Origin of the sequence: Advenella incenata, from assembly GCF_004217095.1 — a bacterium.
Lineage (GTDB): Bacteria > Pseudomonadota > Gammaproteobacteria > Burkholderiales > Burkholderiaceae_B > Advenella > Advenella incenata.
The window spans coordinates 1-22,689 of the sequence record NZ_SHKO01000001.1 but is presented as its reverse complement, the minus strand read 5'-3'; the positions used below and the strand labels follow the sequence as shown (position 1 = coordinate 22,689).

15 protein-coding genes and 3 pseudogenes are annotated in these 22,689 nt (G+C 46.7%); 6 read left to right on the top strand and 12 right to left on the bottom strand.

The window, feature by feature from the left end:
- Positions 1-134: 134 nt before the first annotated feature.
- Both EV681_RS00090 and EV681_RS00085 read right to left on the bottom strand, forming a co-directional pair.
- Positions 135-875 carry a hypothetical protein gene (locus tag EV681_RS00090; RefSeq protein WP_130302975.1) on the bottom strand — a complete coding sequence of 247 codons (741 nt, stop codon included), beginning with the start codon at positions 873-875 and terminating at the stop codon, positions 135-137.
- A 115-nt stretch (positions 876-990) separates the two neighbouring features.
- Entirely contained in the window at positions 991-1,896 is a 906-nt protein-coding gene (locus tag EV681_RS00085) for a DUF5655 domain-containing protein (protein ID WP_207226979.1), read from the bottom strand.
- A 310-nt stretch (positions 1,897-2,206) separates the two neighbouring features.
- Between EV681_RS00085 and EV681_RS00080 the strand changes: the two are divergent.
- Together EV681_RS00080 and EV681_RS00075 are read left to right on the top strand one after the other, a co-directional pair.
- A pseudogene (locus EV681_RS00080) lies at positions 2,207-2,323 on the top strand (transposase); the annotation flags it as partial.
- A gap of 313 nt (positions 2,324-2,636) precedes the next feature.
- Entirely contained in the window at positions 2,637-3,179 is a 543-nt protein-coding gene (locus tag EV681_RS00075; protein WP_130302974.1) for a hypothetical protein, read from the top strand.
- A 25-nt stretch (positions 3,180-3,204) separates the two neighbouring features.
- On the opposite strand, the pseudogene EV681_RS00070 reads toward EV681_RS00075, so the two are convergent.
- The 4 genes and pseudogenes from EV681_RS00070 to EV681_RS00055 all read right to left on the bottom strand — a co-directional run.
- Positions 3,205-3,399: pseudogene (locus EV681_RS00070) on the bottom strand (type I restriction-modification system subunit M N-terminal domain-containing protein); the annotation flags it as partial.
- Positions 3,396-3,851, bottom strand: a complete 456-nt coding sequence (locus tag EV681_RS00065) for a DMT family transporter (RefSeq protein ID WP_165392898.1) — start codon at positions 3,849-3,851, stop codon at positions 3,396-3,398. The gene EV681_RS00065 and the pseudogene EV681_RS00070, both read right to left, overlap by 4 nt.
- A gap of 137 nt (positions 3,852-3,988) precedes the next feature.
- Entirely contained in the window at positions 3,989-4,342 is a 354-nt protein-coding gene (locus tag EV681_RS00060) for an isochorismatase family protein (protein ID WP_423191194.1), read from the bottom strand.
- 172 nt (positions 4,343-4,514) lie between these two features.
- Positions 4,515-6,032 (bottom strand): ApeA N-terminal domain 1-containing protein, encoded by a 1,518-nt coding sequence (locus tag EV681_RS00055; protein WP_130302971.1) that lies wholly within the window; start codon positions 6,030-6,032, stop codon positions 4,515-4,517.
- A gap of 602 nt (positions 6,033-6,634) precedes the next feature.
- On the opposite strand from EV681_RS00055, the gene EV681_RS00050 reads away from it, so the two are divergent.
- Both EV681_RS00050 and EV681_RS00045 read left to right on the top strand, forming a co-directional pair.
- Complete coding sequence (locus tag EV681_RS00050; protein WP_130302970.1) at positions 6,635-8,398, top strand: ATP-binding protein; 1,764 nt, start codon at positions 6,635-6,637, stop codon at positions 8,396-8,398.
- A gap of 154 nt (positions 8,399-8,552) precedes the next feature.
- The gene (locus tag EV681_RS00045) at positions 8,553-10,601 is read left to right on the top strand and encodes a DUF262 domain-containing protein (RefSeq protein ID WP_130302969.1); all 2,049 of its coding nucleotides are present in this window, start codon (positions 8,553-8,555) and stop codon (positions 10,599-10,601) included.
- Between the two features lie 352 nt (positions 10,602-10,953).
- On the opposite strand, the gene EV681_RS00040 is transcribed toward EV681_RS00045, so the two are convergent.
- The 6 genes from EV681_RS00040 to EV681_RS00015 all read right to left on the bottom strand — a co-directional run bounded on the left by EV681_RS00040 (position 10,954) and on the right by EV681_RS00015 (position 21,352).
- Complete coding sequence (locus EV681_RS00040) at positions 10,954-13,677, bottom strand: phospholipase D-like domain-containing anti-phage protein (protein ID WP_130302968.1); 2,724 nt, start codon at positions 13,675-13,677, stop codon at positions 10,954-10,956.
- 3 nt (positions 13,678-13,680) lie between these two features.
- The gene (locus EV681_RS00035) at positions 13,681-16,518 is read right to left on the bottom strand and encodes an anti-phage-associated DUF1156 domain-containing protein (RefSeq protein WP_130302967.1); all 2,838 of its coding nucleotides are present in this window, start codon (positions 16,516-16,518) and stop codon (positions 13,681-13,683) included.
- Positions 16,518-17,105 carry an anti-phage-associated DUF3780 domain-containing protein gene (locus EV681_RS00030; RefSeq protein ID WP_130302966.1) on the bottom strand — a complete coding sequence of 196 codons (588 nt, stop codon included), beginning with the start codon at positions 17,103-17,105 and terminating at the stop codon, positions 16,518-16,520. Before EV681_RS00030 ends, EV681_RS00035 begins: the two co-directional genes overlap by 1 nt.
- On the bottom strand, positions 17,102-20,170 hold the full coding sequence (locus EV681_RS00025) for an anti-phage-associated DUF499 domain-containing protein (RefSeq protein ID WP_130302965.1): 3,069 nt from the start codon (positions 20,168-20,170) through the stop codon (positions 17,102-17,104). The genes EV681_RS00030 and EV681_RS00025 overlap by 4 nt, the downstream gene beginning before the upstream one ends.
- Positions 20,167-20,382 carry a methylation-associated defense system helix-turn-helix domain-containing protein MAD1 gene (gene mads1, locus EV681_RS00020; RefSeq protein WP_130302964.1) on the bottom strand — a complete coding sequence of 72 codons (216 nt, stop codon included), beginning with the start codon at positions 20,380-20,382 and terminating at the stop codon, positions 20,167-20,169. Before mads1 ends, EV681_RS00025 begins: the two co-directional genes overlap by 4 nt.
- A gap of 163 nt (positions 20,383-20,545) precedes the next feature.
- Positions 20,546-21,352 (bottom strand): ABC-three component system protein, encoded by an 807-nt coding sequence (locus EV681_RS00015; protein WP_130302963.1) that lies wholly within the window; start codon positions 21,350-21,352, stop codon positions 20,546-20,548.
- A 423-nt stretch (positions 21,353-21,775) separates the two neighbouring features.
- On the opposite strand from EV681_RS00015, the gene EV681_RS00010 reads away from it, so the two are divergent.
- Complete coding sequence (locus EV681_RS00010; RefSeq protein WP_130302962.1) at positions 21,776-22,075, top strand: type II toxin-antitoxin system RelB/DinJ family antitoxin; 300 nt, start codon at positions 21,776-21,778, stop codon at positions 22,073-22,075.
- Between the two features lie 42 nt (positions 22,076-22,117).
- Positions 22,118-22,372: pseudogene (locus EV681_RS00005) on the top strand (type II toxin-antitoxin system Phd/YefM family antitoxin).
- The last annotated feature ends 317 nt before the right edge of the window (positions 22,373-22,689 follow it).

Below are 22,689 nucleotides of genomic sequence, written 5' to 3'. Positions count from 1 at the left end.
GTAAAAAAGCCATCTCACACTAAAAATCCATCAAGAAATAGGTAACTCGCTCATGCAACCAAAAAACCACTGTTACCCGAGAGAAAATCTAGCATTTGAGGATTGCTTTAACAGTGTGGTGTAGCGACAGTTAATCAAACAGAATTTAAAGCATATATCTTTTCTGTTCTTTCGTAATTTTCTCGATGCATGAACTGCTCTACAAGATCATTGCAGTGCGATATTGCAAATAGTCCCCCAGAACGGTGCCGTCTGGCCACTACACTCGATAGCGTGAAGCATTCATGTTGCCGAGTCATGTGAATATTCACGTTTAAAAGCGAAAGAATAGGGAGTGATGCAAAATTGTTTCGATAAAGTTGGCTCTCATATTTCACCAGCGCCGTAATAGCGTGCCCATATTCGACCTCTACTCGAAGTAACTGATCATTAACTTTGAGCTGACATGGCTCTAAAAGAAGAATCACACAAGCTACAAACTCGCGAAAACTATGACTATTAGAGTCAAAGTTGCGGGTGTCTACATCACTGAAAGATAAAACGGCGGCCAGTTCATTTGACAGTTGGTCTCTTGTTATACCGTGAAAGCGTGGGAGTTTTGTATAGTCGTACTCCAAGCCATTTCTGCGCAAGCGGTATTCTTCTGTAAGAAATTCGTCATGAAGCGCGGCAATTCTATGGATTTCGGTAATTAGGAGCCCTCTGTCCTTTCGATCTGGGTGTGCTAAAAAATCACCTAACTCGCGAAGCAAACCACCCTTAGCTGTATAGTCGCGTACTAAAACAAGTATCAATGCAACATCGTCTTGATCGAAAACTCGTTGCTGATATAGCTTGTGGAATTTCCGAATCGAGTGTTTTACATATTCGTTCATGGAGAATTCTTTTAAATTACATGTGGTAATTCCTTTGCCACCACTGTGTCGTTACCTAAGCATCATGCGTTTCTACCTAGTGCCGATATAATCTCTAAAAATTATCTTAAATTAATCACAGCACCTGTCTGATCAAGCTCATTATGTATTCCAAATTGGTGTCATCGTCGACCGTGATCTCATAATCTCCCGTGCCCCAATGGCCGATTGTGGACACGTCTTTTGCCAGCGCTTTTGAATCGTCAAGCGATCCCGCTTTTGCGCCGATGTAGATTTTTAATTTTTTCTTCTGCAATTCCAAACAAGCAATATTGCTATCTTTCTTGAAAGCTATATAGTGCTTCTGTGGTTTAATCTCAATTCCATCACCCAAATTTAATATTGCATCACGGAATTTTTCGTAAAGTTCGAAAGTCACTTCGCCTCCGCGGGAGGCATGATCCTCTTCAGTATAGATTTTTATTTCATCTGTCACTTTCTTTAATTCATTATTTTGTTGGGCAATTGGCTTTATGCTAGCAGCAGACTTACTCTGCTTCAGCTGATTTATTGATATCAGACCATTCTCATACTGACGTATTTCCCAAAGTTCAATGGCTATATCTTTAAAATTTGTGGCTTGAACCTGATTCTCCGTGAATGAAGGGGAAACGAAAGCAACTCTCGTTTGACTCCAATCGACATCGTTGCGTTTTAAATTTTTTTTTAACTGTTCATTATACTCGACGATAAAATCAGCCTTGTTCTCAAGCATTAAACTGAGATACGTAAAGCCTTGATCAATAACGCTTACATTTCTGTTGCGCTTATATTCGATGATGACAAACGCTTTTGTTTGATCATCAAACCCCAAAGTATCAATGCGTTTGTTTTTGATGGAAAACTCACTACGCACTAAATTAAGATCCATGATTTTCATCAAGTTGGATTCAAACATTTGCTGTATTTCACGTTCTAATTTGAACGGCTTTTCCTTTATCTCTTTGAGATTACCATTGTCATGTTTATAAATTTGCATCATCAACCTCGTTGGAATTTACAGCGTATTTTGAAAGTAGAATTTCGCCATAATAAATTGTACTCTTTTCTATATTTTCCATAACACGATAACAAACAGCACAATCGTGAGATATCCCGAAGTACCACCGTAAATAGGTTACGAAACTTCTTTCGCCAAGCGTTGCATGTTGAGTGTGGAGGTCGTCAACCCAGCCCGGTCAAAGCGCTATCGCATGTAAGCAGAGATATCTTCCTCGTGGGACGATACTATGAATCGGCCAGGGTTTACTAGACACTTTTAAGCCTCATAATACTCACAGACGGAGATTATTATGAGTAAGGTCCGATTTACGGAAGAATTCAAACTCGAAGCGATAAAGCAAATTACAGAACACCACCGACCGGTGGCTGAAGTGTCTCAACGATTGAGCGTTTCGAGCCACAGCCTATAGCCCAGATCAATCGGTACGGTAAGTCTGCGCTATCGGACAACCTATCACCGGTAATCTATGAATAGCAATACTTTTCTGAGGCTACGAACTGTCTATAAAAGTCTGGCCACTCATGATGCTTAGCGCACAGATTCGTATAGGCAAAGCGAAAGGGGAAGGGAAGCATAAGGTGCGGCAAGCTGATCAGATTATGCACGATAAAATAATTCAGCTGCGCAGCAAAAAAAAGGAATGGGTATTGCAGATACAGCAAGATTCGTGGGAGTATTTACTCCGTACCATAATTCGAGTTAATAAACAGGTGTCATAAATGGTTAGTCGAAGAAATCTAAAAAACTTGCATGAAGAGGCTGTTCTTCGCCAATTCAAGGATTACTTAGAAAAGGATGGTATTAACTTGAAAATACTGGAGCGACCTGAGCCTCCAGAAGCTATTGTTGAATTGAATGGAAGGAAAACGTGGATCGAGATCACAGACGCCTTTTTAGACAGTCATCACGCAATTAGCCTTACTTCAGGGGCGTCTGATGATGTAGAGCATGTACCGGATCACCGCAGGCTAATTTACGAACCTGATGAGTCATTCTCAGCCGTTTTTCATTCTGTTATAGAAGCAAAGTACGACAAGGCTTCGATGCACTCGATTGCCAACAGCCAAGGTTCTGGCATTCTTCTAGTTGGAGTTTTCACACCATTCACCAATGCTGTGGCTGTAGCTCAGCACGAAGCAGAAGCAGTCGCAAATTTAGCTTCAAAAAAGTCGATTCAGGTGTTCGAAACTATCTATACCTATGATGGCACAGGGCAGAGAAGCTTTCATGTTGTATTTCGTCGAAAGAATCAGCGGGCATGAACCAACCAAAGACAGTTCTATTTAGGACACCCGTGTCCAGTGTCGGATAATCCGAGCCTAATTCTTTGTGTGCAGCTACCTCGTAGTTGTCGGACAGATAGCGCAGGAATAAGAAGGAGAGCATGTAGTCGCGAAAATCGTCTGCATTCATCGCGCCCCGCTGTTGGTCGGCGATTCCCCACAGAGTAGTCCCCAGTTGTTTTTTATCGAGTTCGGTCATGGTGTTGGCTCTCCGTGACCTGCACCTCCGCCCAGCAACATGCCCGGATCACCACGGGTCACGACCAGGCAAACTCCCGCGATTCCCGCCATTACCGCAGTGAGCGCCCGCGAAGATGGCCATGACCGTCCACGGATCGATGCGACCACGATTGCGATCAAGGGCATCAAGGCTGGAATCACAGCGGCATGTTCTGGACGCGTGCTCTTGAGGCCCAGTACGAGCAACAGCCCAAAACCAGCGAAACCTAATGTTCCGAGCCACCATAACTGCAACGCCTTGCCGCTGGTCGACAATGTCCCCAACCCTTCCTTGATCACCAGTAGAGCAATCAGAACAGGCACGGCAAATCCGAAGCGCACCAAGGTCAACGTGATCGGATCGATGTCGCCCAGCAGCGGCTTCATGACCGGGAACATTCCGCCCCATGCCATGGCTGTTGCTGTAAGCATGGCTGCACCTCGCAGCCAAGTTGAGCTACCACTCATTCAAATACTCCATTAGTTTCACGGCAGCATGCCGATGAACGCCTCGATGAAATCCGAAACCTTTCTCGGGGCTTCCAACTCAATAACGCGCAGTGATGGTTCTACACAACGTCGCATCGAGCGCTCAGACCTTTCAGGGCCAAATCACTCAAGGCTTTGGCGGGTGCGGCACAGCCTTTGGCAACGATGTGGACTTTCATGTCGCTCGCTTGCGGAGACAGGGCCGTGTGGGTGACACAATGCTGAGTCATCATGCCGGTGAGATAAATATCGGTGATGCCTGCTTCGCGCACGATTTGCTCTAAATTTGTTTTGAAGAAACTGTCGGCTTCACTCTTTACAACGATGGGCGCATCACCTAACGCGGTAGCAATGGCGCTGTGAGTTTTCATGCCTTCGGTGTCGGGCTTGAAAACGGGGGCATCCGGCGAATTGACGTGCTGCACCCCAACCACCAACCAGCACTGTCTCCCTCCCAAGCCAGACGCATCTTAGTCTGAAACGTATATAAGCATAGTGCCGTCTGAAATGTTCGTAAAATGCGTACCTTGTCCTCCGACAATAGTACTAACCCACTGGCGGCGGACCAACAAACAGGTGACTGTTTAAGTCAAATCGCCCTGAACGCTACTTCTGGATTAAAGCTTTGAGGCGACGAATGTTTTCCGAGTAGTTAACGGTATAGACGCTAAACGGATGCGTCATCGAAGTCCCTTCATCCATCCAGCGCTCCAAATCCCATCCCAGATCAAGTAGATCCGATATGGCAAACACGAACTCTAGTGTTTCGGCGATGAACGCGAATTCCGTAAAGTGCTTTTGGTAGTTGAAAGCACCCTTGCTGCCGTGAACATAGTGGTTGCGGCACAAGACAGCGTGATGACATGGCAAATGCAGTTCTGGAAGCTTGCCTCCAGCCGCCGCGAGGACTTTGTTGGCACGGTGATATACCTTGTCTCGAAGACTGGCTCTACCAATGCGCCCCAGGGCGGAGAGGACAGACTGCTTAGCGAAACTGTCAGGAAGATCCGAGAATATCATACGGCATTTTGTCACTGCCTCCTTCAACGATCCATCAGTCTCCGTCGTTTTAGGCGCGTAGCTGTCAGGCAGCAAATCGAACAAGTTGGCAGCGCCAACAATACGATCTATGCTGAAACTACCGAAGAATGATGTCGCAAATCGTTCCCTGGGATCGCCCATGATTTCTGCGCTATTCATCCAACCCGTCGTCACCTTGGCAAACTCTTCGGGACGTCGTTCTGGAGCTAGAAGTGCGTCCCTGAGAATCACGTTCGAGTCATCCTCAGCGTGCACGTTACACAGACTCCAATAGAGCCGTGCAGTTTGAGGCAGATCGTGTTCGGTATCCTTTGAACGGTGCGTCAACTCTATCTCAATCCGACCATAGCGCTGACGGTGTCCGAGACTTAATTCGAATAACCTGTGCAGGGTATAAAGAGCATGAGTTGCTGCGTCGACCGTCTTAGGCTTCCGGAATTCGATATTCGCGGTAACTTCGTTGTCGATGCCAATCCCTGCTGCACCTCTCCCACGTTGTGAAATGCGGTTCGTCAGTAAAATTTTCCCAATCTTGGTCTCGCACGCAATAATTTCCCGAACCCCGCTGAAATACAGGAGATGTGGATGCTCGCTGATCTCTGGGTTAAATGGGTGCTTCGGCCAACCTTGCTCCTCCGCCATCTTCTCGAATTTTTTGTGGTCGGTCTCCAGAATCCGGCGCATTTCATCTGGATCCGGCCTGAGAGATCGAAAGGAATTGTGCCCACTTAAAAGTCTGGTGATGCTATCGAAATGATAGCGAACCGCCTGAATCACAGGTTCGTCAGAACCTATAAATTCTTCACCGACAATGACATAGTGTGGAAAAAAACGGCTCTCGAACTGAGTGTTCTCATCGAACCGGTGTTGTGTTTGGCCATGGAGTACACACTCAAGAAGCGACGCTTTTTTGCCATCGCTTAACATTCCATGAATATCCACGTATTCGGTTTCGGGCGGTAATGTCCAGAAACTCTTTCCAACGAGCTGGACGAAGCTATCCGCGCCCGCTATATTCAGGTGTCCTGCGAATTGACTGTCACTTGAAAGGAAAACACCGTTGTACTGTTCATGCGTCTGCATAGGAAGAAGTATTAAACCTAGTCGTGTATAAGAAAGAGATTTAGAGTATGTATCCTGCATGTCCTAGCATAAGCACAAATCCTTCCTTTGAGGACAGAGATAACATATCGGTTAATCCTTAGACTCACTGTATGCTGACACTCCAATTTCAACTGAATTATATTTAATTTTGATACAATTGTATCAAAATTAATCAATTCTTTGATTAGCTTTGAGCATATTCGTTGTAGAAGCTAGATACGAACAGCGAGCAAAGTTTTGCCATCATTCTGGTGCAAAAAGCGGGAAAATGCTTCAGCCTAGCAAGGGAGAGCTCCAAGTTCTCTAAAATTTGGAAGCCTAGTAAACGGGATACACCAGTGACGTCAAGGCCACAACCGATTCGACGAAGTTCGTGATGGAAACCAAAATGGCGATATCGATAAACAAGAATTTCAGGCCTTGTCCGCGCTAATGGAGTAAGCACAACTGGACGCAGCTTTGAATATTGATGGGGCACCTTGGTAGTATTGGGTGGCATTGCACAATGAAGTCAGTAAATCACGGCGGCTCATTGATTTCCTTTCGTTTGAGGAAAAGGATTGATTTTAAGGAACGTTGACATGAGCCGTACCCAGATGCGTTTTCAGGTTGATTCCCGACTCGCCACTCTGCTGAGTCAGGAATACCCGTCATCGGAACGAGCCTTGAAAGAGCTTGTCGACAATGCTTGGGATGCAGACGCTGTGCAGGTGTCTGTCAATCTTCCAAAGCCACTGACAGGCGGCGCCATCGTCATTAGGGACGATGGAAGTGGCATGACCGAAGAAGAACTGCGACGCCACTATTTGAACATTGCATCAGACCGTCGAACACGGCGCGGAGAGCGTACGGCGGGGAAAAATCGTCCAGTCAAGGGCAGAAAGGGTATCGGAAAATTTTCTGGTCTTATGGCTGCCGCGACCATGACGCTTGAAACACGCGCGCGCGGCCGCCTATGTCGTATCACGCTACGGCTGGACGATCTTTCACGAGTGGAAGATATCGAACAGTTGGACATCGTGTTGCACAGTGAGCCATGCGCGCTTGAGCTTCACGGCACGATTATTACGCTCAGCGATTTGCATCAAGGCTTGGCCTACCCTGATGCCAACCGGCTTCGCCAGATCCTCTTGCAGGATTATGGCCGCCAGGATGATTTTTCAATAACGGTAGAAGACAAGCGGCTGGATGTGGATGACGTATCAGGTCATTATGAAGAGCAAGAACACGCTTTGCCGAATGTAGGAAAGGTGAAATTGCGATTTTCAATCAGCGATCGCAAATCAGGCTTACGTCAGCCCGGTATTATTTTGCGCGTTGATGGGAAGACGGTAGGACGCCCTGGATTCTTCGGCTTGGATCAACGGGATGACTTCCCTCCCAAGTTACTTCGAAAGCTATATGGCGAAATCGAAGCAGATGGTCTGCGCGATCACATCACCGCGGGCTGGGATGCCGCGGTTGAGAACAGCGAACTCCTGCGGGAGGTTGAGGCATACGTCCAGCCCATTCTGCGGGAAACCTACGAGCAGCAGTACTGGCAGGATATCCAGCTTGCACAGGCGCGATTGCAAAAAACCATTCTCACTCGGCTATCTGCTCTGCCTGAACATAAGCGGAGCTTTGCCGATCAAGCAATCAAGAAAATTCTCGATAAATATTACGGCGAGCCTGAAAGCAAGGTCGAACCGGTAGTGAACGTGCTATTAGAGGCAATGGAACGCTCCGATTACCGCATCCTTCTTGAACACATTGATGCTGCGACACCTGGAGATATTGCAGGTATTGCAGAACGATTGAACGACTTTGGCCTTTCAGAGATGGCAATACTTGTTCAGCAAGCGACAGCTCGTCAAGTTTTTCTCGATCAACTGGATAAGTTGGTACACGATACCACTACCAGTGAAGCCATGATGCATAAAGCGCTTGAACGGAATCTCTGGGTGTTGGGTCCCGAATATTCGCTGTTCAGCTCAAACATCACCTTGCGCCGCCAGGTAGAGGATATGCTAGGCAAGACCTACACAGGCACGAAGGCAGACAAGCGTCCCGATCTACTGCTAAATGAAAATTTGAGCGGCAAATACTTGCTAATTGAATTTAAGCGGCCAGGCCACGCACTGAATCACGATGATTACCTGCAAGCAGTCTCCTACCGGCACGAATTGAGCAAATTCATCAGCGCATCGATTCAAGTACTTGTAATCGGAGGTCGCCGTTCACCTGATTTTCCGACAACGGATCGAGAGCCGCAGGTCGACGTACGAGTATTCAGCCAAGTCATTTCTACGGCGCGACGACAAGTCGAGTGGTTATTACGAGCCGACAGCAGCCAGAGCTCCTGATGATCGTGACAGAAATGACGGTTGACCATAGGCAGCTACATCATGCCGTCACGATTTTCTGGGGTATGGTCCGAAAAAATGTCAGCTAACCCCAATGCTCAGTAGATAAGTCATTCCCCACTAAAAATTTTTTAAGCAATAGGTAAAATCGCTCATGCAGCCAAAGAGAACCACTGTTACTGGCTTATTCGATTCACCATATCAATACCAAGTTCCCATTTTTCAACGCGGATATGTATGGACTCTGGAAAAACAGGTTGCCCCATTATGGGCGGACATTCAAGATAGATCAGACGCACATTTGGAACGCCAAGTTCTATCGACGAGTGGTACCGCCAATGGAGTAAAACCATTGCAAAAGCACTTCCTCGGCTCCATTGTAATGACACCAATACCACACAATAAATTTGGGCGTGTTCCTGCCTACGAAGTAATTGACGGACAACAACGCTCCACCACGTTACATTTACTTCTCCTGGCTTTTAGTTTTTCAGCCAGGACAGTAAGCAATCCAGTCTTGCAGCAAATGCTGGCGAATTTGATACGTAATCCAGGTCCCTACGGTGACGTTGATGACCACCACAAGGTTTGGCCTACCCAGGCCGGTCGTTCAGAAATGAAATTTCTGAACAATGCCCAAACAATAGAAGAAATTTACGATACCTACCCAGCTAGAGAGGGTCGAAATAAGCTAGAACGGCCGCTAATGGTACAGACCTTCCTGTACCTCTACCACGCTTGCCTCGCATATATGAATGGCGTTGACTTGAACGACGTCGTCAATCCAATTCGAGATAAAAACTATAGCGATCTGCTTACTTCGCAGATACGCAGTACCAACTCAATAAGCCCTCTTCTCGGCGATGGCTCTCCAGATACTACGCGCGCTGAAGCTCTATACATGACTCTGTCAGAACATATCCAAATCATGACTTTAGTTTTGGAAGATGACGACGATCCTCAAATTATTTTCGAGACACTGAACGCTCGAGGCGAGCCTCTACTGGCATCAGACCTAATTCGCAATTTTCTTTTCTTGGAAGCCGCCCGCAATGACTTCAACGTTGACTCCCTATACGATGAATATTGGAGAAAGTTCGACCAGACCGTTACAAACAAACAGTCGATCACTACCAACCAATACTGGCGAGAAAAGGAGCGCCAAGGCCGCTTGCTACATCCGCGTATCGATCTGTTTTTCTACAACTATACAGTTCTACGAAGCCAGGAAGCCACCCTTGTAACTCATGTATTCCAAGGTTTTAAAAGCTGGTGGCAAAAAGATCAACGTAATATTGAAGAAGAGCTCCGACGCATTCAAATACTAAGTGGGTACTTCGCCGAACTTATCACTCCGACCGGTACTGGATACTTGGCTGAGTTTTCTCGACTTATCAAGTCACTAGATGTGGGAACTATTACTCCAATCTATTTAGCTTTACGTGAACGCCTAACCGCAGAGAGTGCGGAATTAAAGCAGGCGATCGGGGATTTGTCGTCATACCTTGTCCGCCGCACTGTTTCTGGCCTGACGACTAAGGGGTATAACCGCTTCTTTTTGCGCGTACTGCGAGCAATATCCAAATCCTCCGATGCCCCTCATAACGCGCTGCGCAGAGCGTTACTCAATGGACAAGGAGCCAGCGAGGAGTGGCCGGATGATCGGGTATTTACCGATTCATGGATAACACGTCCGGTTTACACCGAAATGAAACCTGCCCGCGTGGCCGCTTTGTTGCGCGCATTAGAATATGCCGCGCGGGGGACCCACCAAGGCAGCAATCATGTTCCAGTACAATCAGCGCTAACAGTAGAGCATGTCATGCCACAAAGCTGGCAAAACTTACCGACCTATTTTGTTTCAGGCATGACTGACGATCAAAAGGCGATCAAGCAAGCTGCGTTGCATTGCTTCGGCAACCTTACAATATTGACAGGATCACTCAATAGCTCGGTGAGCAATGGACCATTTGCCGATTTTGTTGATGACAAAGACAAACCCGTTTTAGGAAAACGCTCTAGGCTTGGTCAGAGCGCGTTACTAATCAACACCTACTTTCAGCAAAACGGACTAAGCGATTGGGATGAAGAATCTATCCGCAAAAGAGCGGCAACTCTTGCGAAAACAGCTGTGATGGTGTGGAGTCATCCTAGTGCTGATGTATCACCGAAGCACATTTCGAATGCGATGTCAGGACAGTAATCTATAAGCCGCGCCCCAGAGCCGCTAAATAAAACTATGTAACCGATTTATCATTAGACCCTGACTGGGAGGGAATATTGCGAAGACTTGACTGGATTTCGATTATGCTAGTACAACTAATGTGAACCAAATATAATCTGATAGACACTGCATAAAAAACGGGTAACTGTCAGATCAAGTTTGAGGTAGTATAAATTATGCATGCCTATCGAACCCTCAACTGGACGGTTTTTTGGAGATTTTGTGTTTTGATGACCATCTGTTTCAAGTAGAAAAAATCAAAATACTTCATCACCGCAGATTTGTAGGTCTTCTTATTTTATCCAAATAGAAGAGTTAGAACACTATCGGCTTAGCTTCCCCATGGCTCACTCAGCTTGCTAACGATGTCCCTACGGGAGAGTACCGTAGCGCACTGCTCCCAGAGGTTGGCATCTGGGTCGTGGGTTCCACGATATTTAACCGAGAATGCATCCTGAGCTTTTTTGCGCTCGTGCATGTATTCGTTCATATGGGTACTTAGTTCTTCCTCGTCATCGATCCAATCATCATCAATAGTGTCAGGAAGGCTGCCAAATATGTCGTAGGTATCACGTAAGCGTTCTGATATTACGTTGTAGACCTTCTCATCCTGTGTTTCGCTGTATACAAGGTTGAGCATGTCTACAAACTTACGAGTTTGACCGAAACGCTTAATTCTACCAAGTCGTTGCTCTAAGCGGGAGGGGTTCCAAGGTAAGTCGATATTGATTAGTGTACCCAAAGTTTGCAGGTTCAAACCTTCACATGCCGCGTCAGTAGCCACAACTAATCGAATTTCGCGCATTTTTACTGCTGTTTTAATCACTTCACGCTCGACGTTATTAAACTGCTCACCCCGAAATAGGCCACTTTTTCCAACGCCCGCGTAAACTGCAACCACTTCACCCTTAAAGGATTTCGCAAGTTCTTTAGCTATCCATTCCGCAGTGTCGAAATATTGACTAAAGATGATACAGCCATGCTCCAACCAGTTTTTCCCGCCGGTACGGAACTCTGTTAAAAACCATCTCACTGTGTTCAACTTAGAATCGACGGCTTCCGGGCGCGACAACTGTGTTTCAATCTCTCTTAAGCAAGCAACTTCGGCTGGAGTCATTTCTGAGAGAATGTGTTCAACGTCTTCGACCAAATCCTCGTCATCATTAGAAACCGTATGCTTCAGCATCTTCTGAGCGGTTTTCAAGCCAGATGCAAAGCTAGAACAGATTCGCTGCAACATCAATGACTTCATGAAACCGGCCGATTTGGTACGGGAATGAAGTAATTTACTGAATTCCTCGGCCTTCCCGTAAGCCACTTGGAACGGCGTATTGGTTGGAATGCCAAGCCCTACAAATCGGGATTGATACTGTGCAAGATTGCGCGTCATGGGGTGCGTGTTTACGCCAACTCTTTCTAGCAGACCTTCCTCCTCCAACTGCTTACGCTTCCTTAGCACCGTATGGCGAAGGACGGGGTTATTCTCTTTGAAGAAGCCAGGCGTCAGGCATTCCGAAAGCCAGAGGCTCTGAATCATATAGCCGAGGTCTTCGAAGCGATGAGTGCTGCCAAAGGATTTATTGTCGATCAACAGGTAGTCTCGTAGTTGCTGAACAATATGGTGTTCATTGCCTGGGGGTAAAGGGTTGCTTAACCAACGCCAGACTTCAGCCTCAGACGTAACTCGTGCTCTGCCAGTGATCAAAGGAATAGCTTGCTCATGGTCATGCCATGGCGATAAAGCATCGCCCAGTACAAACTCAGCGCCACTATTTAAAATACCGAGCAAATCCCATAGCTCACGCACGTCGGTTTGGATCGGTGTTGCCGTGCCGAGTATCAAGTGCCGTGTGCGTCTTCCTATCTGCTGCATAAAGGCCATGAGGTTATTAGGCTCTGAAGCCTGGTCACCAAAACCTCCGCGAGCACGGGCTTTGTGTGCTTCATCCAGGATGATGGTACCAAAACGATTTTTCAAAAGCATACCAGCTTCTTTAACAAAATCAAACTTCTCCCGCTGATGCATGATCAAGCCGGTAGATACAATAGCAATGCGATAAGGGCATTTTTTAATTGAAGAAGCATCTCCACGTGGTGAAAGAATTTGCCCCTCCACACCTAGCCAAACCTTCTTTTGAGATGACCAAACAGCAGCAGGCACGCCGAGCTTATCCATCATCTCAATTTGCCACTGAATCGTGAGTGTGGATGGGGCTAAAATCAGAACGGGGCCATCATCAAGAAGCGCACTGACCAGCGCACTGGTTGCCATAGATAAGGTTTTACCAACACCCACTTCATCAGCCAGAAGTAGGCGAGCCTTACCATAGATCTCTCTATGCTCCAGAAACATAGTGACAAACGTGCGTTGCCAGGGCTGTAACTGTTCTCCACCACGATAAATCGGCGCTTCTGCCATGGCGGCAGCGGGTACTTCCTCAGGCTTTAATACCTCAATGGTCACTTCCCGACGGTTAGCCACCCGATTAATTTCGGCCAGGACCGCTTCTGGCAATGGCACACCATCATTCCAAAGTGCCCAGAACTCCTTTTCTACCCAATCGGCACTTTCCTCATCATCGTCCTGCCAAACTAGTTCGTAGTTGTGAGCGAAGGCGCTTTTGGAATCGTTCACCGAACCAATGAAGGACTTGCGGCTACCATCCTCGTAATGAATAGAACCTGCCTTGCCATGCAGGAACAACCGCTCTCTGGGAACTACGCGGATTTCAACATTCCCCGATTGCAACAGCCTATCCAGAATCTGATAGCGCTCTTTTTTAAGTAGGGCCTCGGCCTCTACGTCCACCTCGTTCCAGCGTTCTTTGAGCGCGGTGGTTCTGCCAGATGCCACCTGAAAATCAGCCAGGTCGAGTTCCGAGTTGCAGATAATTTTAACCTCTGGGATCTTTGCAATTTCTTCCCCCACAAGCTCAAAAATCGAGCTTCTGAAATAACCAGCGATACGAAAATACTTGACGGCTCCTCTTAACGACTCAGCCAGGAACTCCGTGTCCAATCTTTCTGTGCGAGATGAAAAGCGCCGAATCGCCATAGATTACAACCTCTGATTTCGAATGGCTTCAGCCAACACCCGAGCACAACTCGCTTCCAGCTCAGGGTTGAAAATTTTAGTGCCTTTTAGGCCCTCACGTTTTTCGGCCAAGTAATCGGCCATTTTTGCCAATAGCTGCTTGTTGGGTAAATAATTCGGGCAGTTCTCCATCAAGTGCAAAAGTACATCATCCACTTCAACATCTTTCGATAGCTCAAACAACGCATAGAGCAATGCCCGCAATGGCGTACCTGCCATTTCGGCATCACCGGACATCATGGCACTTCTGAATTCGGTAGAAAGCTTTAACCGCGCAGAATTGGCCTTTGATGCATCGCTCATCAGCTGGTCAAAGTCGTGCACCTTAAACGCCTTGGCAAAGTTTTGATAGTTATCCAAGGTTTTTGCGCCTTGGTGCTCCATCTCGGCCATTTTCAGGTAAAAACGCTCAACGGCCTGCAGTTTCTGCCATTCGCCCTTCTGAAAGCCAACAGGAACTAAAAATTGAACTGCTGTTTGCACGGCGAAGTCGATCAGCTCGTCAACAAAGGTTTTTTTGCCTTTTTGCCGTGGTGCTTCGGCCTCTGTTACCATATCCTTGCCGTCAATACAAGAATAAGCGGTCAGCACTTTCAATGCAGCAGCGTAACCGGCCATTTGCAAGTCTGCATCGGTATAGAGGCCTTCGGCGCCCTGAGCTCGAACCTTTTTATCCAACCCTATCAAAGATTCGACTTGCTCTTTTACAGCCTCTTCGATTTCCCAGCCTAAATCATCACGGAAGCTTTCTAACGCCTGATGGCGCTTACGCAAAATCAGAATGATGGTACCTTTGACGTTGGATCCACCTCTTAATGCGGAATCTGTCTCCGTTACTACATACCATGCAGCAGTCACTTGCAAACCACTGGCCCAGATGATGTTGGCCATGTCCGCCCAGATAGCACCACTTTGATGAGTAAACATAAGCACCTGTAATCCATTGTCAGGCATCTTCTGAGCCATCCTTCGATAGGCGGCAACCATACCCGTTCGGAAGCCTTCATCTTCACCCTTGACAGCAAGAGATCTTCGACTATCCCAGGTCCAGTGTGCAAATTCCTTTGGTGGATTTTTGCGCAGCCAGGCGATGAAGAATTCAGTGATTTCTTCATACTTAACGGCATCGCCATAAGGCGGGTCCGTAACGTAAATATCGTTCTCTATGTCTAGTTCAGGTGCGGGATGCGATTTAACTATGAATGAAACATTCTCACTAATTTGGCAGTGATTATGCTGCGCTGCCAATATATTCTCAATTGAACCCGTTGCCCTTACAGGGTAGTTATATAAGGTATTAAGTGCTTGGTTATCAAAAGTAGCCGCAGAGCCACCGCCACCACCAGCCTGTGGTCGCCAACGAGTAAGCTTGGACAGATGATTCATGCATTGCAGAAAGTTGAACTTCCCTTCTGCCGGGGAGTGTTTGTTTACGAGGCTCAGAAAAAGCAGTTGCCTTGGGTGGAACAAATGGTGCCAATGGGTCCAGCCGCGAGTTCTAATTGGCTCATCAGTCTTATCACCAGCTTCAATGACCATATCAGGAACAATACCTTGCTCATGCCAGCTGCCTAGGTTGGCTTCAACGTAATCGCTGATTTTTTTCTCGCGTATTAAGTCGTCATTCGTAACAGAACGAAATTCGTAAAGATATTGCAATCCTTTTGGCTTTTTCTTCATCCATTGAACACAAAACAGCCGATCCTGATATATATCATCTGGGCGGGAAGTAAAGTCCGATTTCTCCCACATACGCAAACGATTTTTATTTTCCTTACCCTCTTTATAATCGCCTCGAATGGTTTTGATACTAACGCGATACTGTGTTTTTCCATCCGGGGAATGAATTACCTCACCATCTTGTATGGTTCCTGATTTGTATAGTTCCAGCTCCTCGTCCGTTTCCACTTCACGAATATCAATATCGTATCGCTTCTCACTAGGCACAGGCTTAAGCTCAACAACAACTCGAAATCCATTGCTGACAATCAAGCTAGGAATTAAAGGAACACGCCAACCAGATTCTGGGCAGGTCACCTCTACGCAATATAGGAACACCTTGGCCCGCCATCCTCGGCCATCGGCTTCAATATCAAGGGCATCAATTTCTTTCTGGACTTGCTTGACGAGATCGCGCTGGGCTTTATCGATCGCAACTCTTTTTTGAGGAGTCGCCCCAACAACGTTCAAGCCACCCCACGTCAGCATGCACGCGATTGGGTTAAGGTCGGAAGCATACACATCACAGCCTAAGCGAGCAGCCTCAAAAGGAATTTGGCCCGAACCTGAAAAAACATCAGCCACTCTTGGTCTATGACCGAACCGTGCAATACCCATTTCCTCAACGAGTTGTGCGAATGTATGGGCAGACGTGCCAAGATGTTTATTCACTCGATTCCAAACGTGAATAAAAAGGCGCTCACCAATTTCTTCCGGCCTTTTGGCAATTCTAATTTGCTCGGCATATGGCAGAACTATATACTCACCAATTGTTTCCTGCTTGGAGGCAGGAAGAGATGCCTCAATTCTCTTCTGCATTGACTCTGAGTCAATACCCATCAAAAGCTCAAATACCTCTAAATCTTCTAGAGGATTATCGGTTGCTGGTAGCAATGAGCCCAGAATACATGCTTTGTTTAAAATGAGAGGCTTCCTACCTTTCCAAAAGGCCCCCAAAGAAACCAACAACTGCCCTTGGCTAGCCATTCGTTCTTTAAAGGTTTCAGCAGATATTTTCTGAACAGGGAATAAGTGCTCAATTAAGGCTGGTTTGTCCTTCCATTCATAAGGTTGTAGAGCCATTAAATATCTCCCTTCTCCATAAACCCAAAAAGATCTTGGGGTTCTTCTTCAGATTGAAGCTTTTTAGACATAGGTTTTTTCTTAGTTTTCAGCTTTATATTTTCGCCATCAGAAAGCGCGCAATACAGAGCCTTGCGCCAGCCGCGCTGCGTTTGATCGTCACGAGCTGCCTCGGCAGCAGTTTTACTGTAAAGCCACCATCTTTCTTCTGGTCGAAGGGCCAGCCACTTTTGGCAGATAATTAGGCATTCGTCGGGTGAGGCATGCTCCGCTGCCCATCCCAGTACGCACAACTCGCGCCCCAAAAAGCGGTCGAGCTTCACTTTACCAGTAGACCAAGCACCAGCACCTTGCTTTTTCACCTTGAGGCGAGCATTAAAATCACGTCGGGCGTCATCACGGATCTTGGTCCACAGTTCTCTGGCTAAAACCAGGCGAAGCTCAACGGTTTCACGGCGTGATTCATCACCATCGAAACCATAATCTTCATATATAACAACAGCGTCACGCGAACCCGTGGGGATTTCCACATAAAAGTGATGCATACCGAATTCTGGCGGCGCCCCAAAATCAATGGTTTTACTCATCGTTGTTCTACCTCACCATTGCCTATTTCAATGCTCAGCTGTTTCGCAAATTGTTCAAGGTCGTGACCGGTTTTAGTGTACGCCTTTTTGAACGTCATAACCACGGGTGCTTCTGGGCTTAACACAGTTTGCAAGTGTGCTAGTGCGGTTTCAATGAATTCGGCACTGATTTTCATCTCCCCCAGCGACATGTGAATCACCTTAGGAGCAGAACCAACCATCAAACTTACCTGCTCGAATACGATGTCTTTTTCTTTGGCAATTTTTAGGCCTTCATAGGTTTTCGCTGAACTATCCATGCGCTTAGGTGAAGGGCTTACGAGAGTGGCTGGCTTGTCTTTAATGATCGGGATTTCTTTTGAACCAGAGGCAGCAAAGGTGAAATTTCTCTTCTCTTCCAAACCATCACATTCAGCAAAAACATAGATTGTGGTTTCCTCATCACTCAGCTGGATAGGAGCGGTGTAGGTTTCACCATTGCGTGCTTCTGATCCATCGAGTGTGTATTTGATTGTGCCCTTTGGGGCGACGAACAGCTCGACTGTTCTTGCTACCTCGTCAAAGCGGTTGCGTAAGGTAAGGCGGTTCTTCCACGTGGTCGGGCCGCCAGTGAGGTTTTTACCGGTAGGATCTATCGCTAAAAACCGTACCCGCAACGCCTTAGTTGCGAGAGTGTTATCACTAAGCACTGGGCTACTTTCAGATACGCCGTTATCTTCTGCGTAATGAATACGAGGGTTGTTGCCTGCGTTGGCTACATCGATTTTCAGGCGCACCGTACCTGCATCGTCTGGCGAAGAATCTTCGCTGATGATTACCTCTGTAGTTTTTGGCTTGGGCTTTTTCGTAATGTATCCATTACCTAAATCTTCCCATACGCCACGCTGGTAAGCCTCAATGGCGAGCTGATCGAAACCTCGACTAGGCACCCAAGGCATCTGCGTTTTTTGCTTCATTTTGTCGAGCAGGTCTGTCTTTCTGGCCTCATCCTGAGTCCCGAACAGTAAGGATTCTGCTCTCGCTCGCAAAGCATCGAAGTTTTCTGTGATTTGCGTGTAGAGTTTTATGGGGTCTGAGGTCAAGGTTTTAACAACCTGACGCTCGCCGTTATAGGGTTCATTGGAAGGATAGGTGCTATCCAAGGCTTTAGGGCGCAGAAGGTCTTCGCTACGAGTGTTGCCGGGGAATAGCAACTTATCGAAGACGGAGAGCACGGTGGTTTGAAAATCTTGCTCGTACTGCGCTTTCTTTTCATCCAGCTCTTTTCGCTGCGGATGAGATGCTGGAATTTCGTTATCAGCCTTGGTAACGGCATAAACATGGCGTGCCGCCTTTTCGATGCTGGCAATAGAGGATTTGTCGCCAGTTAATACTAGAATATTGTTTTTATTTATCAAGGCCTTAAAGAAGTTAGCTACAACGCCTGGTGGCGTTTTTCCATCCGGGCTTATTATTAGCAGGGCGCGGCTATTCTTCAGTATGGCTTCAGCATCATCCATTTCTGGAAGTGGTAATACTTTTTCGTAAGCTTCTCTAGTCACTGGACGATACATTTCTTCCAGCCGATGACGAATCAGTTCGTCGACTTTGTTCTGTGGTGCTTTGTCGGCGTAACCCTGGAGCTTCTTTGTAAGGTTTTCTTGATGGCTGAAATAATTGCGGCCTTCTTGAGTCTGATGCAGGTACCAAGCTGATTTGGCAAGCTCCGCGAACGCGGCTCGGTAATCACTGCCTTGGTGATTCGGGTCGATCAGACACTCCAGCATTTCACTTTCGGTTAAACCTTTAACCGAATTCACCGCGGTGGAGAGACTGGCCGTTAGCAACAGAGTACCAACCTGTTTTGCATAATGATTACCACTATTGAGGTCAATAATCTGGGCGTGTGCGCTGTCGGTGGAGTCCCATAGGTCTCTGGCGATAACATCTCGCATTTCCGAAATTTCAGCGAGCTTCTCGCGTACGTCGTGTATTGAAAGATCAAAGTGTTGAGCACCGACCAAATACACATTCTCGCTATTTTCCCATACGGATTTCAGAAGACGAGAAACCAGTTCCATCAAACCACGGGTTTGCTTGAATTTTTCGTTTTCTTTGAAGAGCGCAACGATACTTTTGAAACTTGGATGGAATGGATAGGTGGACTCAATGTCATTCGCCAGCGCTTCTGCACTTCGCTCAACAGTTTTGGCTTTGGCCGCTTCGGCAAGCCTGGATGCATAAACCGATGCGATTTCGGAGATTTCACTTTTATCCGGCAGCGCCAGGAACAGGCGTTTACGCAGAATTTCATAGATTTCATTGGACTCCAGGTTTACTGGTGTAATAGATACCTCAGCTCGCCCCAACTCTTGAGTGGCGTCATCTAACGCGCGCTGGATCAATTTCCCCCCCGTGTCGTAAGCAGCTTCAAGGTCGGATACTACGATACATACGTTCTTTTTTTTCTGCGCAGCCGTCAGCATATTAGAGAAGGCACGCGTTACTACATCGGCTATGGTTCCTTGTCCAAGCACTTGGGTACTGTAGTAGTGAAAGTAAGGTGGCATCTCATCTAATAAGATGAGGATAGGTTCATCACCATCAAATAGATTGACCCAGGCTTGCTCGTCAGGAGCTTTAGCACCTGACTCCCAGTATTCCCTGAAGACTCCTTCTCTACCCAGTTGACGCGCTATCTCACCCCAGAAATAGGTATGAGGGTTATTGCGACCATTAAACGCCGCGATTTTCGCAGCACCATAATCGGACTGGTATGGCATTGAGCATATATGACTATTTCGAAGCGCAGCATCTTTGGCTAACAAACCAAAGCCGACCATCAAGTGGGTTTTACCACCACCCATGGCTTGTTTTAGGTGAAAAACAGTGTCATTTGACTTGCCTGCCAAGCGGGCAATACCCTTGGAGAGTAGTGTTTTAAAGCCATCAGTAATGAAGGTCTTTTTGAAGTACTCCTGACCGTTGGTATTGTCGATGATTTGATCAAGCTGCTCGATTTGGTCGCCGACATTGATTTCCAAAGCTTTCGGCTGCAACTGACATGCGTTACGTACGGTTTTCATTTAACTGCTCCTAAATCTGCTTTTTCTTGGTCACTACTTTCACCGGCTTTGCCATCGCGTACCCAGCCATCTACCTCGTCCCTTTTAAATTTCCAAAGGCGTCCAGTTTTATGGGCAGGCATACGCCTCTCTGCAATCCACTTGTATACCGTATCTCGCTTGATTCCAAGGTAATCTGCAATTTCATCAACGGATAACCATCTGTCTTTCACTTCGGACTCCAATCGGGTCATTTTTAGGGCAATAAATTGAAGAATAGCCCTCAGTAGGGCCATATACTTACAAACGAGGTTTAAGCTTGTCAGAATAGTATAAAAACGGCCTAGTAGAAACTGAATGGAGTACCTTTGAATAAATTATGCGGAGTTACGCGCCTTACGCATAATTTCGCACAGCGCGCGTAGGCATAATTTCGCACAGCGCGCGTAGCCGCCGGGCTCTGGCATACATCTCATCACTTATGCTTGGCAAAGCTTGATCTAGCCGATCTTCCAGATAGCTGGAAAATCGGGCCTTAAGATCAACAGCGAAATATTCTGTGCCGTTGTATGGGTTTTTGGTCCAGATGTCGTCTATTAAGCTCTGTGCGACAATCCGATTTTCGTAGGCAGCTTTGTTAGCCTTTTGGCGATCGTCTTGCACTAAACGATGTATTGCCACAGCCTTAGAGTTTATGTTTTCGGAAAGAAGGCAATAGTTATAGTACAAGAGGTCTTCACTAAGCGTTATGCATCTGCTCGTACAAATCTGCCTAATAACCTCTTTGGTCAGCCTTTCGATTTCACGCAAGCCGCAATATTTATTTGTGCCATACGTATAAAATTGAACGAGTTCCCCATTTTCTCCCGTGTAATCGTCAGTGTCATCTAGTTGAATGGATACATGGAAGTAACGTGAAATACCCTTGACTCGATCAAACTCGATAGTCGAAGCTTTCTCCAAAGCTTCGGCGTACCCGCTGCGGTACTTTCCGATCTTGGCCTTTACTTGGTGCGCACTTGTCAAAGCGCCATTTTTGTATATTGCGAAATCTTCACTACTGTCTAGCTGGAGCTCAAAACTAGTATCCCCTTTATTGAACATATTGAGGCAATGGTAGAGCGCAACTTTCCCTTGATAGACGTATCCACTCCACGTTGACACAGCGGTCGCTGGATAATTTTCATCCCGTTCACTACTCACTTATGCTCCCCCCTTAAAGGTTCGATCCACTACCAGCGTAAGACTGTCCTAGCTCATTTCAAATAGCGATATATCAGGCTTTAGGTCATTCTGTATCAATTTGAAACATGATATCAAATAGTAAGTCAAATTGGGGGTATAAAGGGCATTCTAGTAAAGTCTATCGACTCTTTGTACACAAAATCGTTGAGCGATTTTCTCGTGGAGCAATAGCGTATTAGGTTGGGCCGATGAGAGCACAAGCTGCGGCTGATAAGAAAATACCCTAGCGGCAGAAATCCAGCAGTTGGCACTTACAATGACTCAGAATAATATCGATATTAGGTAGAAACATAGGAATAGGGCGAATAGTCGCGGAATAGCTTTTGACTGTATCTCAAAAGAGATACATAATAACGAGAGTCGCAAGTAGGAGGAGCAACAATGGCTGCGCGCACTTCAATGCTTCATGTTCGCATGGACGACAAACTTAAGGTCAAAGCAGCTGCAAATCTCGCTAACTTTGGCCTCACAATCTCAGATGCCGTGCGTATCCTACTTACTCGTGTCGCCCAGGAAGGAGGCCTACCAGCCTGCCTCATTACCGATCCAGAAGCCTACGATCGGTGGTTCAGGGCGAAGGTACAAGAGGCTATCAAAGGCACTCGGCCACCGATCCTGCATCAGGATGTCATGAATGACGCACAAACGCTTATCGATAGGAAGCGCCATACCAATACTTGAATTGTCGAATGTTGCAACGTACATGTAATTGGATCCACAACTATGACTATGACCACCGTATCCAGTCGAGAGTTCAAGCAAAACGTATTGCGTGCTAAAAAAGCAGCTAATAGTGGCCCCGTATTCATAACAAATCGTGGTAACCCTGCTCATGTATTGCTGAGTTTTGAGTTCTATCAACAGCTTACTTAGCAAAAGCGTAATATAGCAGACGCGCTAGCAATGCCAGGTGCTGCTGGTATAGAGTTTGAGCCTGAACATGCGAATCTCTGCTCACAGGCAGCAGATTTATCATAACGCATGTAGTTGGTGAAACAACCTTGCATCAGTACAACGCAAAGCCCATCTTTATGATGAGGACGTATGCCCAGAAAATTACTGTTTTTTAAGAGAGGGCATTGAATGAAGGCGAACGGCGCCAAGGCGGTTTAGAAGAGCTCAACGCAGATATAAAATCTCTCGTTGAAATAACGCCAACTTGTAGGATGCAGTTCAATATTAAGCCACACTATCCCGATTGTAAGCGTTCGGGGAACACATATTGACACGGCCGCGTTAACGGCCGTTGTCTTTTAGTGGGTAGATTCAGGCGTCCAGTTGTGCGGTAACAGTTC